This window comes from Arthrobacter sp. NPDC092385 (assembly GCF_044755105.1).
In the GTDB taxonomy this organism is placed as follows: Bacteria; Actinomycetota; Actinomycetes; order Actinomycetales; family Micrococcaceae; genus Arthrobacter_D.
On the sequence record NZ_JBIVQL010000017.1, the window covers coordinates 1 to 14,427 of the forward strand.

Here is a 14,427-nt window from a genome sequence, read left to right on the forward strand (position 1 = left end):
AATCCGAGCCCACTGGGCGTCGGTTAGAACAGCATCACGTGACACTCAAATATCGTCCCGCACACCGCCCCACGCTATTAGGAGACACGCCCTAGGTCTGGTCGCGCTTTCGTTCGTCCCACTTGTCCTCCAGGCTGGACATGAATCCGCTCTTGCCACCTGTGGGGGCTTTCGAGGGACCGCCGACCGCCTGGCCGGCCTCGACCTGCCGGGACTTCGTGGTGGCGAAATACACGCCACCACCCATGATCAGGAAGCCCGCCACCCCGATGAAGATGTTCTGGTAGACGATGCCTGCGAGCAGGACGAGGATTCCGGCGATCGTGATGAGCGACCCGATGACCAGGCGTCTGGTCGACATCGACTTACGGGTGTCCGAAGCCATCGAGTGCGCGAACTTGGGATCGTCGGCGTGTAACTGCTGTTCAAGCTGATCAAGCAACCTCTGCTCGTGTTCCGAGAGTGCCATGACCGCCTCCTTGATGTGGGTACCAACGTTCCTCCATCCAACCAACGTCCCGAACGCGGACCAGGTTCCCGGTGGAGGGGTCCCTGACCACGGGCTCCGGGCGATTGATGTGCGTACTGGGCGGCAGCTGGACCACCTGCTTAAAGACTAGTTTGCTACCTGGTGGGTGCAAAGTCACAATGCGGCCTTGATGCTCCCCTCCGAGGAGTGTTATTCGCCCGGTCAGCCGCGCAACGGCGCGGATTTCAGCCGTCCCCGGCATCCGCTTCCGGCGAGCGCCCGGGCGGCCGCTGCCGGGAGGAGCGAGGACCGGTCCCACCGGCCTCCCCCCGCCGTCCGCCCGGGTCCTCGCGGGAGCCGCCGCCCGTTCCCGGCCTGCCCTTCGAGGCGAGCAGGCCGGCCGGTATCACGCCGGCCTGGCCGAACTTCCGGTTCACGTCGTCCAGTGCCCGTTCCGCGATCCGCCAGTTGTCGTCCCTCCGGTCGATCGTCAGCTGCGTCGACCCGTCCCCGCCCGTCTCGAGGGATTCCGCACGCAGGCCGATCAGCCGGACTGCCATGGGGCGATCCCCCAGGGCGGCCAGGAGCGCTGTCGCCGCACCGTAGAGCGCGTTGGCGCTGTCCACCGGCGCGTCGAGCTTCTTCGAGCGGGTGAGCGTGGAGAAGTCCGCATAGCGCAGCTTGAGCGCGATCCCGCCCGCGCGGTAGCCGGAGGCCCGCAGCCGCGTGGCCGTCCGGTGGGCGAGTCGCAGGAGTTCACGGCGCAGGATCTCGGAGTCGTCGATGTCGAAGGAGAACGTCTCCTCCGCGCCGATGCTCTTCTCGGGGCGGGAGACCACCACGCGCCGCGGATCCCGTCCCCACGCCAGGTGGTGCACGTGCTCGCCGGAGGCCCCGAGCAGGCGCTTGAGAGTGCTGAGCGGCGTATGGGCGACGTCCTCGACGGACCGGATGCCGATCCTCGCGAGCACTTCCTGCGTCTTCGAGCCCACTCCCCACAGGGCGGACACCGGCAGTGTGTGGAGGTACGCGACCGTCTGGTCGCCGGGGATGAGCAGCAGGCCGTCGGGTTTCGCCCTCGTCGAGGCGATCTTCGCGACGAACTTCGTGGTCGCGGCTCCTACGCTCGCGGTGATGCCGAGGGTCGAGCGGATCTCGGCGCGCACCTGCTCGCCGATGTCGCGCGGGCTGCCCAGCCTGCGGATCGACCCGGCGATATCGAGGAAGGCTTCGTCCACACTCAACTGCTCGACATCGGGCGTGACCGATCGGAAGATCCGCATCACCTCGGCGGAGACCTCCGAGTAGCGGCCATGGTGGGGTGGCAGGATGACCGCCGTCGGGCACTGGCGCATCGCGACCGACATCGGCATGGCCGAGCGCACTCCGAACCGCCGGGCTTCGTAGGAGGCGGACAGGACCACGGACCGTCCCGTCGGTGACCCCACGACGACCGGCACGCCGTGGAGATGGGGATGGTCGAGGAGCTCGACGGAGACGAAGAAGGCATCCATGTCGATGTGGAGGATGTGGCACTCGGCGTGCTCGATCATCCCCTGCTCCTGGTCCTTCACCACGCCCATATCGTACGCAGTGCCACCGACACGTCGCCGTCCGGCCCGTGCAGCCGGAGGCGCCCGCTCCCGGGGGCCACGCTGCGGTCGGGGCCTTCGGACCGCCCACTAGAGTGGGAGAACCACGTCCAGCCGAGCTGCCCGGGAGATCCATGCTGTCCGCACCCGCCACCCCCGACCGGGGCGGCCACGCTCCCGATGCCATCTCCGAGGAGCAGGACCGCTTCCGGTCCTCGCTCACCCGGACCATCGAGGACTTCCTCACCGAGCAGCGGAGCGTCCTGGCGGAAATCTCCGAAGAGTCCCTTCCGCTCATCTCGAGCATCTCGACCCTGACCAGCGGCGGGAAGAGGATGCGGGCGCTCCTGTGCTACTGGGGCTGGCGTGCCGCAGGAGGATCGGCCGGTGCAGCTGCCCCCGTGATCGCCGGGACCGCACTCGAGTTCTTCCAGGCAGCCGCCCTGATCCATGACGACATCATCGACCGGTCCGACACGCGACGCGGACGTCCCAGCGTCCACCGCCAGTTCAGCACCCGGCACTCGGAGGCCGGCTGGCACCTCGATCCGGAGCGCTTCGGTGTGGCGGCGGCGATCCTCGCAGGGGATCTCTGCCTCGCATTCAGCGAGGAGCTCTTTACGGCATCCTGCTCCGATACGCCGGGAGGCGGGGCCCGCGTGATCTTCAACCGCATGCGCACCGAAGTCATGGCCGGTCAGTACCTCGATCTCCTGGAGGAGGCTGTCGGGCCGGACCAGACGCCCGAGATCGCGGAGGAGCGTGCGCTCAACATCCTCCGGTTCAAGTCGGCGAAATACTCCATGGAGCGTCCCCTCATGCTCGGAGGCGCGCTGGCCGGAGCGGACGAGGATCTCCTGTCGGCCTACTCGGCCTTCGCACTGCCCCTGGGTGAGGCGTTCCAGCTGCGCGACGACGTCCTGGGCGTCTTCGGGGACCCGGAGGTGACGGGCAAGCCTGCGGGAGACGACCTCCGCGAAGGCAAACGCACTTTTCTGATCGCCCGCGCGCTGGGATCGAGCGGGGACGACACACGGGCCAGGATCAACGCGATGCTCGGCGACACCGCCCTGGACGACTCGGCGGTCGCGACGCTGCGCCGTCTGATCGTCGGCAGCGGCGCGCTCGACCACACCGAACAGCTCATCGCGGAGAAGTCCGAGGACGCCTTCACGGCGCTGGAAGGGCTCCCGATCGACCCCGTCTCCCGGCGCGCGCTCCGCCTGCTCGCGGAAGCGGCCGTCACGCGGAGCGCCTGAGGTCGCGGACACGCGTGCCGCGCCGCGCGGGCCCCGCGTCGGGCGCCTGCTACCAGGCGGCTGCCTGGGCTCGACGGCGGATCTCGGTCTTCCGCCCCTCGCGTAACGCGTCGATCGGACGGCCGGGAAGGGTCTCGTCCTCGGTGTAGAGCCAGCGGATGATGTCCTCGTCGCCGTACCCGGAATCCGCGAGCACCACCACGGTGCCGCGCAGGCTGTCGAGGACGGCGCCGTCGACCAGGAAGTCGGCGGGGACGCTGCGGATGTTGCGCTCCCCGATCCGGACGCTGACGAGGGATCGATCGCTGATGAGCGAGTGCACCCGCGTGATCGGCAGCTCGAGGGTCTCTGCGACCTGCGGAAGGTTCAGCCAGGCGGGTACGAGGTGTTCTAGTTCAGTCACCGTCCAAGGGTGCCATGGTCCGGCACCCAACTCCACTTCGCCCGGCGCATGAGGGACGGCGCATGAGGGACGGATCGGCTGCGCCACGACCCGGGGTGGAGCGCGACACGCAGGAGTGCCTGTTCACGGGCTTTGGGCGCCTCTTGTGCTACTCCCTTTTTCGTGTAAATTCACAGGAGTCACACAAGTAACAGTAGCAACAGCTAGCACAACAGCATCATCAGCACTTGTACGCAGCCAGCCGGGACTCCCCTGCCGGGCGCGTGCGTCCGCGCGGACTCAGCCGCCAACAGACGAGGAACGAAACATGACTGCCCAGCGATCGAATGCACCGCTGAACGGCACCCGCAGGAAGGCCGCGGGCACCAGCCGCCGCGGCCTGAACGTCGCCGTAACCACCGCCGCCCTGCCCGCGGTGATTCTCTCTTCCGTCGCCCTCGCCCAGCCGGCGACGGCGGCACCGGCCCCGCAGGCTCCCGCCGCCCGGCACCTCGGAGGGACAGCGACACCGCTTCCCCCACGAGCAGTCGTGCCCGCCGCGCTCGTCGCCGTCCAGGTACCCGCGCAGAAGATCACTGTCGGCACCGAGACCGCTCCGAGCGAGTACACGATCAAGCCGGGTGACACGGTCGGCGCGATCGCGAAGCGCTTCGGGCTGGCCACGGACGCCGTCCTCACGCTCAACCGCATGGACGCGCGGACCATCATCTACCCGGGCCAGAAGCTCAAGCTGACCGGGAGCACCGCACCGGCGGCAGCGCCGGCTCCTGCCGCTCCGGCCCCTGCCTCCCAGCCTTCCGGGTCGACCTACGTCGTCAAGCCCGGTGACACCCTCGGGGCGATCGCCGCCCGCAACGGCGTCAGCCTGCAGAGCGTCCTGACGGCCAACAGCCTCTCGATGAACTCCATCATCTACCCGGGCCAGAAGCTGGATCTCGGCGGCAAGGCGCCCGCTCCCGCACCCGCACCCGCACCCGCTCCTGCTCCGGCTCCTGCTCCCGCCGCCGCCAGCTACACGGTCAAGTCGGGTGACACACTCGGAGCCATCGCCTCCCGGAACGGCGTCGGCCTCGATGCACTCCTCAAGGCGAACAACCTCTCGATGACCTCGATCATCCGTCCCGGCCAGACGCTGACGCTGACGGCGGGCGTGACCCCGCAGGCGACGCCCAAGGCACCGGAGGCGGCACCCGCGCCCGCACCTGCTCCCGGCTCCTACACCGTGAAGTCCGGCGATACGCTCGGCGCCATCGCCTCCCGGAACGGCGTCGGCCTCGATGCACTCCTCAAGGCGAACAGCCTCTCGATGACGTCGATCATCCGCCCCGGCCAGACGCTCACCATCCCCGCCAAGGGCTCTGCACCCGCACCGGCTCCGGCGCCGGCGCCGGCGCCGACCAACCTCGTGCCCTCGACGTTCCTCGGCTACACCTACCCGCAGAGCGTCGTAGCCAATGCCAATGCCAACAAGGCGCTGCTGAACTCGCTGCCCGCACCCTCGACGGCGGAGATGAAGCAAATCGTCGCGGACACCGCACGCTCCATGGGGGTCGATCCGAGCCTGGCACTCGCCTTCGCGTTCCAGGAGTCCAGCTTCAACCAGCGCGCGGTCTCCCCCGCGAACGCCATCGGGGCGATGCAGGTCATCCCCTCGTCCGGCGAGTGGGCGAGCACCCTCGTGGGCCGCAAGCTCAACCTGCTGGACCCCTACGACAACGCGACGGCGGGCATCGCCATCATCCGCTCGCTCGTGCGCACCAGCCCGTCGATGGACATCGCCATCGCCTCCTACTACCAGGGGCAGTACTCGGTCCAGAACCGCGGCATGTTCGAGGACACGAAGCGGTACGTCGCCGGTATCAAGGCCCACCAGAACAGCTTCCGGTAGACCGCTCCCGGCCCGGGCCGGAGCGACGGAGGGGACGGGATCGCGTGGTGGTCCCGTCCCCTCCTGCTGTGCCCGTTTACTATCGGATGGTGCACCAGCAACGGAAGGACCCGCTCGAGGGCGCGACTGTCGACGGACGGTACGTCGTCCATTCGCGGCTGGCGCGCGGGGGCATGTCGACCGTCTACCTGGCCACCGACAACCGGCTGGACCGCCGCGTGGCCCTCAAGGTCCTCTACCCGCACCTCGCCGAGGAACCGGGATTCATCGACCGGTTCGAGCAGGAGGCGAAGGCCGCCGCCCGGCTGTCGCACCCGCACGTCGTCGGGGTGCTCGACCAGGGTGTCGACGAGTTCGACGGGCAGCCCGTCGCCTACCTCGTCATGGAGTACGTTCCGGGCCGAACCCTGAGGGATGTCCTGCGCGAGCACGGTCGCCTCACGCCGCGCCATGCACTGGCGTTGCTGGACGCCGTCGTCGAGGGCCTCGCCGCGGCGCACGAGGCCGGACTGATCCACCGGGACGTCAAACCCGAGAACGTCCTGCTGTCCGACTCCGGTCAGGTCAAGATCGCCGATTTCGGCCTCGCGCGTGCCGTGTCGGCCACCACCGGCACCGCTACCCTCGTGGGGACCGCCGCCTACCTCTCCCCCGAACTCGTGCTGGGCAGGCCCGCAGAAGCACAAAGCGACATCTACTCGACCGGGGTCATGCTCTTCGAACTCCTCACCGGAGAGCAGCCCTTCACGGGGCAGACTCCCATCCAGGTGGCGGTCCAGCACGCGCAGTCGGATGTTCCGGCGCCCTCCGCCCTCCTGCCCGGGCTGGCAGTGGACATCGACGAGCTGGTCCGGTGGTGCACCTCCAGGGACCCCGAGGAGCGGCCGGTCGACGGCTCCGCCCTCCTCGGCGAGCTTCGGCACATCCGCACCACCCTGAGCGACGACGAACTGGACTTCGCACCGGAGGACGCCTCCGATCCGGTCACCGGACAGGACCAGCTCACCGCCGCCGTCGTTCCGCGCCACCTTCTGGAGGACGCACGGACCGAGGCACTGGCCCGGCCCCCACGTGCGGATGACGCCGGCTCTCCCGCCGACCGCACGGGATGGACGGAGGTGCTGCCGGGTGTCCGGCAGGGGGAGAACCCCACGGGCGTCCTCGGCAGGGACCGGAATGCGACGAGGGTGATCGGCGCACAACCGCAGAGACCGCCGTCGGGCCCGCTGCCTGCCGGGGCGACGGCCGCGCGTCCCGCCGGTCGTCCGCCGTCGAAGAGGCAGCTCGCACGGCAGGCACAGCGCCCGCAGAAGACACTCCAGGGCCGCACGGCGCGCCGCTCCGCCCGGCTCCTCGTGGTCCTGCTGGTCCTGCTCGCGGGCGTGGTCGCCGGCATGGCCTGGTTCTTCGGCGCAGGACCGGCGGGCGTCGTCTCACTCCCGGACGTGTCGAACGTCCCGCTGGCGGAGGCGCGCGCCGTCCTGGACGAGGAAGGGCTGGGGTCGTTGTCCACGGAAGAGGTGTTCGACGAGGACGTCCTGGCAGGGCTGGTCATCCGCACGGACCCCGCCGCCGCCTCCGAGGTGAGGCGCTTCGAACGCGTCGAGCTGCTCGTCTCCAGGGGGCCGGAACTCTTCGTCGTTCCCGATCTGCTCGGCAGGACGCAGGTGGAGGCGGCCGCGGAGCTCGGTGCCGCTGGGCTCACCGTCGGCAGCCTGGACGAGGAGTACGACGAATCGGTGGCAGCCGGAGACGTGCTCCGGCAGGCCCCGGAGGCGGGAGCCGAACGTCGCGGTCGATCCGCCGTGGACCTCGTGGTGTCGCTCGGGCCGGCGCCGGTCGCCGTCCCGGATGTCGCAGGGCTTCCCGAGGAGGAGGCCGTCGCGGCCATCGAGCAGGCCGGGCTCGAGGCCCTGGTGGGCGAGGCGCGTGAGTACAGTGCGGCCGTGCCCGCCGGCGCCGTCCTGACGCAGAGCCCGTCGGGCGTCGAGGTGCAGCGTGGGACACCGGTGACGCTCACGCTGTCCCAGGGCCCGCGCATCGTGAGGGTCCCCAGTGTCTTCTCCCTGTCCGAGGAGCGCGCCGTCGCCACGCTCGAGGCGGCCGGGTTCGTCGTGCAGGTCGACTACACCTTCGGCAGCCCGGTCCTCGGACTGGTGGCCGGGCAGAGCCCGTCGGGTGAGCAGCCCGAGGGGTCCACCATCCGCATCACCGTCACGTAGGAGCGCACCCGCCCGGCGCGGGAACGGAGAGAAGGCGGTCACCCCGGGGTGACCGCCTTCTCGGTGGGACTGTGCCGGCGTCGTCGACGCCGGGGTCGGACCGGGCCGGGCCGTCAGCTCTTCGAGAGCGCCCCGGCGACGAGGAACGCCATCTCGAGCGACTGCATGTGGTTCAGGCGCGGGTCGCAGACCGACTCGTAGCGTTCCAGGAAAGCATCCTGGTCGATCGGGTCGGCGCCCCCCAGGCACTCGGCGACGTCGTCGCCGGTCATCTCGACGTGCAGGCCGCCCGGGAACGTGCCCAGGGAGTTGTGCACCTCGAAGAAGCCGCGGACCTCGTCGATGACGTCGTCGAAGTTGCGGGTCTTGTAGCCGTTGGGCGACGTCACGGTGTTGCCGTGCATCGGGTCCGTCACCCAGAGCACCTGCGCGCCGGAGCCGGTCACGCGCTCGACGAGCTTCGGCAGCTTCTCCCGGATGTTCTGCGCGCCCATGCGCGTGATGAACGTGAGCCGGCCCGGTTCGCGGTTCGGATCGAGCTTGTCGATGAGTGCGAGCGCGTCGTCCCCCGACGTGGAGGGTCCGAGCTTCACGCCGATCGGGTTCCTCACGCGGGACAGGAAGTCCACGTGCGCGCCGTCGATGTCGCGGGTCCGCTCCCCGATCCACAGGAAGTGGGCGGAGGTGTCGTAGGGGAGGGAGGTCCGCGAGTCGATGCGGGTCAGCGCGCGTTCGTAGTCGAGGAGCAGGGCCTCGTGGCTGGCGAAGAACTCCACGCGCTTCAGGGCCTCGAAATCCGCACCGCACGCGTCCATGAAGCGCACCGCGCGGTCGATCTCCCGGGCGAGCGATTCGTAGCGGGAGTGGGCGGGATTCGCCATGAACCCCTTGTTCCAGTGGTGGACCAGCCGTAAATCGGCGAATCCACCCTGGGTGAAGGCCCGGATCAGGTTCAGGGTCGAGGCGGAGGTGTGGTAGGCCTTCACCATCCGCGACGCATCGTGACCGCGGCTCTCCGGCGTGAAGTCGTAGCCGTTGACCATGTCGCCGCGGTAGGCGGGAAGGGTGACGCCGTCGCGTGTCTCGTCGTTGGACGAGCGCGGCTTGGCGAACTGGCCGGCCATCCGCCCCATCTTGATGACGGGCAGGGAAGCGCCGTACGTCAGGACGACGGCCATCTGGAGGATGGTGCGGACGCGGGCGCTGATCTTGTCGGCCGTCGCGCCGTCGAAGGTCTCCGCGCAGTCGCCGCCCTGCAGGAGGAACGCCTTGCCCTGCGCTGCGGCCGCGAGGCGCTCCCGCAGCACATCCACCTCACCGGCGAAGACCAGTGGCGGAAGGCTCGAGAGCTCCTTGACCGACGCCGAATAGACTCCAGGATCCTGCCACGAGGGCTGCTGCACCGCGGTCATCGAGCGCCAGGCGTCGAGGCCGGCAGTGGTGGATGAGGCGGATTCCGCGATACGCGGGAGGACGGGAGCTAGTGAATCAGTCACAGCTGAATTCTACCGGCTGGGCGTCGGGGCCCCGATTCGGCCCGTCATCGCCGCTTAGCGCGGTGTCATACAGGAAGTGCGGGGTGTCCTGCAGCTGGGCGAGTCGGCCTAGCCGGCCTCCGGGCGTGCGGCTGCGCCGCTGGCACCGGAGCCCTTCCCGTCGCCGCGCTCGCCGGCACCGGGGCCCTTTCCCTCGCCGGCGGACGGACGCTTGTCGGCAGCCCGGCCGATCTCGGTGACGGTGCCGGGAGCCGGTGCCCCGGCGTCGTTCGAGATCCTGACCGCGGCCCTGCGGGTGTCGGCACCCGGTTTCGGGGCCTTCCGCCCTGCGGCCTTCTCGGCGGCGAGGCGCTCCTTGACCGTGCTCGCGTAGGCGTCGACGTACTCCTGTCCGGACAGCCGCATCAGCTCGTACATGATCTCGTCGGTGACGGACCGCTGGACGAAGCGGTCCTCCTCGAGCCCCTCGTAGCGGGAGAAGTCGAGGGGTTCGCCGATGATGATCCCGACCCGGCGGATGTTGGGGATGCGCCGGCCGATGGGCTGCACCTTGTCCGTGCCGATCATGGCCACGGGGATCACCGGGACACCTGTGGCGAGGACCAGTTTCGCCACGCCGGTCTTGCCGCGGTAGAGGCGGCCGTCGGGGCTGCGGGTACCTTCGGGGTAGATGCCGAGGATGCCTCCGCCGTTGAGGATGTCCATGCCCGCCGTGAGGGAGGAGGACGACGCCGCACCGCCTGAGCGGTCCATGGGCAGCTGGTTCGACAACCGGAAGAAGAGGGCGGTCAACCTGCCCTTGACGCCCTTCCCCGTGAAGTATTCGGACTTGGCGAGGAAGACGACGGGACGGGGGACGACGATCGGCAGGAAGATGGAGTCGGAGAAGGACAGGTGGTTGCTGACGATCACCGCCGGTCCCGAGGAGGGGATGTTGTCGAGGCCCTTGACCCACGGCCGGAAGAGGAGGTTGAGGATCGGACCGACGATGATCCGCTTCATCACCCAATAGAACACGCTGCCAGCCTCCCTGCATGGACGGTTCGGCATTCGGCATGCCGCCCGCTTTTTCATTGGAAGCCTACTCTAGGGGCGTCGGCGCCACGGACGCCCGATGCGGGGACCCGCCAGGTCCGGCCCTCCGCCGGAAGCGCGGGGCTTTCCACCCGGACGGGAACGCCCGGGATCGCCCGGGAGTACGTCGAGCGGTCCCGACACGCTGGGAACCGGTTGACGTAGCCGCGCGCTGTGTCCACGATTGAACCAGCACGCCCTCTGATTTCCAGGATGCCGGGCGGAGACCCTCCGAACCCAGGCCGCACCACGCGACAGCAGGTAGCAAAGTATGGGCCCCCGAGGTCAGGAACCGAACGAATCCACGGATGACGCCGTCTGGCTGGACCTCGTGGCGCGGCTCGAGGGTCCCTCCGCGGATCCCGACTCCCCCGATGCACCTCAGCGCCGGTCCGGCGCCACGCCCGCCCGACCGGCACCTCCACAGCAGGGCACCTCGGCCGTCCGCAGGACGGACGACGACGATGCTCGCGTGAGGCCCGACGCGGACGGTGACGGCCTGACCGACCGCGAGCGGGTCGATGCCGTCTTCCGGAACCAGCCCGGCACTTCGGCAGGCCCGCGTGACTACGAGGCCTTCGAGGATCCGGACGACGACGGCGGGTTCACCCCGGAGGAACCACCGCCCCTCGGCTCGGGCGATCCGCTGACCGTGCTCGCATGGATCGGTGCAGCGGGCGGCCCCGTCCTGCTCCTGCTGTTCGCGATGTTCTGGCAGGACGCTCCCCTGGCCGCGACCCTCGGCGTCCTCGCGCTGTTCCTCGCCGGAGCCGGCTACCTCGTCACCAAGCTGCCCAAGCACCGGGACATCGGGGACGACGGCGCGGAGGTCTGACCCGACGCAGCGCGCCGACGGCTCCCGGGCGATCAGGTTCCGCTGCGCGAGAGCATGCGGGACAGGTCGGCCGCCCCGATCAGGCCCGCCTCGGGCCCCAGGGCCGCCCGCTCTATGCGCGCCGCCGGCCGGAATCCCCGGCCGGTCAGGTTGCGGCCGAAGGCCCGCCGCGCAGGCTCCAGCAGGAGGTCACCGGCCGTGCTGAGCCCTCCGCCGATGACGAACGTCCCCGGATCGAGGGCAGCGGCCAGATTGGCCAGGCCCAGTCCCAGCCACTGCCCGACGTCGTCGACGAGTTCCTGGGACGCGGGATCCCCTTCCAGCGCGAGGCGGGTGACGAGCGCACCCGTGATCGCCGAGCCATCCGCCGGCGCGGCATCGATGATCGCCTGCGCCACCGGGGAGTTCGCCGCCGCCAGTTCACGTGCCTCACGTCCCAGTGCGTTGCCGGAGGCGTACTGCTCCCAGCAGCCGCGGTTGCCGCATTCACAGCGATGACCCTGGGGCACGATGATCTGGTGGCCGAACTCGCCGGCGACTCCGTACCGACCGCGTTCGACCCGGCCGCCCATGATCATGGCCCCGCCGATCCCGGTACCGAGCGTGACGCAGACCAGGCGCGGCTCCCCGCGGCCCGCACCGAACCGCCACTCCGCCCAGGCGGCGGCATCGGCGTCGTTCACCACCGTCACCCGACGGCGCAGCAACTTCTCGAGGTTCCTCCGCAGGGGCTCGTTGCGCCACGCGAGGTGCGGGCTGAACAGGACCGTGCTGTTCGACAGGTCCATCCATCCCGCCGCCCCGATCCCGACCGAGCGGATCCGGTATTCCCGCGACAGTTCCCGCACCAGTTCGGTGATGACCGCCTCGACGGCCCGGGCGTCGTGGCCCGGTGTCGCCCGGCGTGCCTCCGCGAGGATCCTCCCGTGCACGTCGACCACGCCCGCCGCGACCTTCGTGCCGCCGATGTCGACACCCACGGAGAGTCCGCGGCGTGCGGGGTTGGGGAAGGTGCTGCGTGCCGCCCTCGCGGTCAGGGGCCCGTTGCCGCGCCACGCCGCACCTGCTTCGGTGCGCGGTCGGCGGACAGGGGGCCCCGCCGCATCGGGCATGATCGGCATGGAGTCCTCTCCCGGTCGTGGCTCAGCGCGCTGGCGCCGCCGTTACAGACTTGTACATTACTGGACGGTAATTTGAGCAGGGAAAGCTATAGGCTGAAGCGACCCCAGGGTCAAGGTGATATCAAAGGAGCTATCGTGCGCGACATCAGCGTTCCCGTCCTCGTGGACGTCCCCCGCAGGAGCAATACGGCGGACCTCGTCATCCGGCAGGCGGCCAAGCCGTCGAATCCCGCGCTGTTCGCCGTGAAGGGAACGTCGGGCGAGTGGGAGAACATCTCCGCGACCGAGTTCCGCCGCCAGGTCGAGGACGTCGCGAAGGGCCTCATCGCCTCCGGCGTGCAGCCCGGGGACCGCGTCGCCATCATGGCCCGGACCCGCTACGAGTGGTCGCTGGCCGACTTCGCCATCTGGTTCGCCGGCGCCGTCTCGGTGCCGGTCTACGAGACCTCCTCCCCCGCGCAGGTCGCCTGGATCCTGAGTGATTCCGGCGCGGTCGGGGCCTTCGTCGAGTCGGCTCGGCACGAGAACGTGGTCCGCGAGGCCGTGGCACTGGAGGACATCGGATCGCTGCAGCATGTCTGGCAGTTCGACGGCGACGGGCTCGACACCCTGCGCACCGCCGGTGTGGGGACCGACGAGCAGATGCTCGCCGACCGACGCGCCTACGCCGGCCTCGACGACATCGCGACGATCATCTACACCTCCGGCACCACGGGAAAGCCGAAGGGCTGCGAACTGACGCACGGCAATTTCGTCGAGCTCTCCGAGAACGCCGCCGCCGCCCTTCCCGAGGTGGCACACGAGGGCGCGCAGACCATCATGTTCCTCCCCCTCGCCCATGTCTTCGCGCGATTCATCTCCGTGCTGTGCGTAGCGGCCGGAGCGACGGTGGCCCACACGCCCGACGTCAAGAACCTCCTTCCCGACCTGCAGAGCTACAAGCCGACCTTCATCCTGGCCGTGCCGCGCGTCTTCGAGAAGGTGTACAACAACTCGATGCTGAAGGCCGAGGACGGTGGCAAGGGGAAGATCTTCCACGCCGGGGCGGACGTCGCCATCGCCTGGTCGAAGGCCGAACAGGCGGGGAAGATCCCGCTGGCCCTCAGGGTGAAGCACGCCGTCTTCGATCGGCTGCTCTACGGCAAGATCCGCACCGCGATGGGCGGCCGCGTCCAGCACGCGGTCTCCGGCGGCGCCCCCCTCGGCGACCGGCTCGGCCACTTCTTCCACGGGATCGGCCTTCTGGTCCTGGAGGGCTACGGCCTGACGGAGACCACGGCGCCCATCACCGTGAACACGCCCAAGCGCGTCAAGATCGGCACCGTCGGCGCTCCGCTCCCCGGCAACTCCGTGCGGATCGCGGACGACGGCGAGATCCTCGCGAAGGGCGTCTGCGTCATGAAGGGCTACTTCAACCGCCCGGACCTCACCGACGAGGCGTTCGTGGACGGCTGGTTCCGCACGGGTGACATCGGCGAGCTGGATGATGAGGGCTTCCTCCGCATCACGGGCCGCAAGAAGGAGATCATCGTGACGGCGAGCGGGAAGAACGTGATCCCCGCGATGCTCGAGGACGCCATCCGCGCGAACGCCATCGTCTCCCAGTGCGTCGTGGTCGGCGACCAGCGCCCCTTCATCTCCGCGCTCATCACCCTCGACGAGGAGGCGCTGCCGGGCTGGCTCGACAGGCACCAGCTGCCCGCGGGCACCACCATGGCCGAGGCGGCAGAGCACCCGAAGGTCCTCGCGGAGGTCCAGGAGCTCGTGGACACGGCCAACACGACGGTGTCCCGGGCGGAGGCCATCAAGGTCTTCCGCATCGTCCCGACCGACTTCACCGAGACCACCGGCCACCTCACGCCCTCGCTCAAGATCAAGCGCGCCCAGGTGCTCAAGGACTACTCGGACGTCGTCGAGTCCATCTACTCGTCCACCAAGGTCTGACCCCGGGGCGGGGGGGGGGCCCCCCCCCCCCCGGGGGCCCCCCCCCCCGGGGGGGGGGGGGGCCACCGCGCGGGGAGGCGGCCGGGGGGCGGGGGGTGGGTAACGCAATCCCCGCGCGGCGCGG

Annotated in this window: 11 protein-coding genes; 5 read left to right on the forward strand and 6 right to left on the reverse strand. The window is 69.7% G+C overall.

The genetic code is table 11. The annotated features are described in order from the left end of the window. Positions 1 to 91 precede the first annotated feature (91 nt). On the reverse strand, positions 92 to 469 hold the full coding sequence (locus ACIQCY_RS16150; RefSeq protein WP_400484872.1) for a DUF3040 domain-containing protein: 378 nt from the start codon (positions 467 to 469) through the stop codon (positions 92 to 94). A 245-nt stretch (positions 470 to 714) separates the two neighbouring features. Beyond that, on the reverse strand, positions 715 to 2,052 hold the full coding sequence (gene dinB / locus ACIQCY_RS16155) for a DNA polymerase IV (protein WP_400484873.1): 1,338 nt from the start codon (positions 2,050 to 2,052) through the stop codon (positions 715 to 717). A 143-nt stretch (positions 2,053 to 2,195) separates the two neighbouring features. Here dinB and ACIQCY_RS16160 point away from each other — a divergent pair, with 143 nt between their 5' ends. Beyond that, complete coding sequence (locus ACIQCY_RS16160; RefSeq protein ID WP_400484874.1) at positions 2,196 to 3,320, forward strand: polyprenyl synthetase family protein; 1,125 nt, start codon at positions 2,196 to 2,198, stop codon at positions 3,318 to 3,320. 49 nt (positions 3,321 to 3,369) lie between these two features. Here the strand turns inward: ACIQCY_RS16160 and ACIQCY_RS16165 are convergent, their stop codons facing one another. Further along, the gene (locus tag ACIQCY_RS16165; RefSeq protein ID WP_400484875.1) at positions 3,370 to 3,723 is read right to left on the reverse strand and encodes an Rv2175c family DNA-binding protein; all 354 of its coding nucleotides are present in this window, start codon (positions 3,721 to 3,723) and stop codon (positions 3,370 to 3,372) included. A gap of 307 nt (positions 3,724 to 4,030) precedes the next feature. Here ACIQCY_RS16165 and ACIQCY_RS16170 point away from each other — a divergent pair, with 307 nt between their 5' ends. After that, positions 4,031 to 5,611, forward strand: coding sequence for a LysM peptidoglycan-binding domain-containing protein (locus ACIQCY_RS16170; protein ID WP_400484876.1), 1,581 nt, complete (start codon positions 4,031 to 4,033; stop codon positions 5,609 to 5,611). Positions 5,612 to 5,697: 86 nt separating this feature from the next. Next, on the forward strand, positions 5,698 to 7,833 hold the full coding sequence (gene pknB, locus ACIQCY_RS16175) for a Stk1 family PASTA domain-containing Ser/Thr kinase (RefSeq protein ID WP_400484877.1): 2,136 nt from the start codon (positions 5,698 to 5,700) through the stop codon (positions 7,831 to 7,833). Positions 7,834 to 7,946: 113 nt separating this feature from the next. Here pknB and ACIQCY_RS16180 read toward each other — a convergent pair whose 3' ends face one another. Both ACIQCY_RS16180 and ACIQCY_RS16185 read right to left on the reverse strand, forming a co-directional pair. Continuing rightward, positions 7,947 to 9,329, reverse strand: coding sequence for a class II 3-deoxy-7-phosphoheptulonate synthase (locus ACIQCY_RS16180; protein WP_400484878.1), 1,383 nt, complete (start codon positions 9,327 to 9,329; stop codon positions 7,947 to 7,949). A 108-nt stretch (positions 9,330 to 9,437) separates the two neighbouring features. Then, the gene (locus ACIQCY_RS16185; protein WP_400484879.1) at positions 9,438 to 10,346 is read right to left on the reverse strand and encodes a lysophospholipid acyltransferase family protein; all 909 of its coding nucleotides are present in this window, start codon (positions 10,344 to 10,346) and stop codon (positions 9,438 to 9,440) included. A gap of 328 nt (positions 10,347 to 10,674) precedes the next feature. On the opposite strand from ACIQCY_RS16185, the gene ACIQCY_RS16190 reads away from it, so the two are divergent. Then, a complete protein-coding gene (locus ACIQCY_RS16190) occupies positions 10,675 to 11,238 on the forward strand; it encodes a hypothetical protein (protein ID WP_400484880.1) in 564 nt (187 codons plus the stop codon). 32 nt (positions 11,239 to 11,270) lie between these two features. On the opposite strand, the gene ACIQCY_RS16195 is transcribed toward ACIQCY_RS16190, so the two are convergent. Then, positions 11,271 to 12,359, reverse strand: a complete 1,089-nt coding sequence (locus ACIQCY_RS16195; protein WP_400484881.1) for an ROK family glucokinase — start codon at positions 12,357 to 12,359, stop codon at positions 11,271 to 11,273. A 135-nt stretch (positions 12,360 to 12,494) separates the two neighbouring features. Between ACIQCY_RS16195 and ACIQCY_RS16200 the strand changes: the two genes are divergently transcribed. Further along, complete coding sequence (locus ACIQCY_RS16200; RefSeq protein WP_400484882.1) at positions 12,495 to 14,303, forward strand: AMP-dependent synthetase/ligase; 1,809 nt, start codon at positions 12,495 to 12,497, stop codon at positions 14,301 to 14,303. Positions 14,304 to 14,427: the final 124 nt, after the last annotated feature.